Annotated in this window: 1 protein-coding gene; it reads left to right on the top strand. The window is 78.5% G+C overall.

Annotated features, from left to right (window positions below):
* Positions 1-461: DbpA RNA binding domain-containing protein (locus N866_RS17965; protein ID WP_173406178.1), on the top strand; the 461-nt coding region annotated here is incomplete at both ends.

Here is a 461-nt window from a genome sequence, read left to right as displayed (position 1 = left end):
CGTGGCGGCCGCCCTGGCCGCGCTCGCCGTCGGCGACGACCGGACGGCGGTCGAGGAGGAGCCGGAGGTGATCGAGGAGGCGTTCGCGCCGGACCGCGGCACCCGCTACCGGCTCGCCGTCGGCCACCGCCACGGCGTGCGACCCGAGGCGGTCGTGGGAGCCCTCACGGGCGAGGGCGGCCTGACGGGCCGCGACATCGGGAAGATCGACATCTTCTCCGGCTTCACCCTGGTGGAGATCACGGCCTCCCTCGGCGAGGAGTCGCTGCGGCGGATCGCGGCCGCACGGGTCGCGGGACAGCCCCTGCGGATCCGGCTCGACGAGGGGCGGCCGGAGCGGTCGGCGGCCGCGGCCACGTCCCACCCGGGCACCCACCACCACGACCCCCGGACCCCGCGCCGGACCAGCGAGCGCAAGCACCTGGGCCGCGGGGCACCGGCGCGCGGCGCGGATCGCCCGG

Source organism: Actinotalea ferrariae CF5-4 (assembly GCF_000603945.1).
Taxonomy (GTDB): Bacteria; Actinomycetota; Actinomycetes; order Actinomycetales; family Cellulomonadaceae; genus Actinotalea; species Actinotalea ferrariae.
The sequence above is the reverse complement of the archived record's forward strand: the minus strand, read 5'-3'. Positions and strand labels throughout refer to the sequence as shown.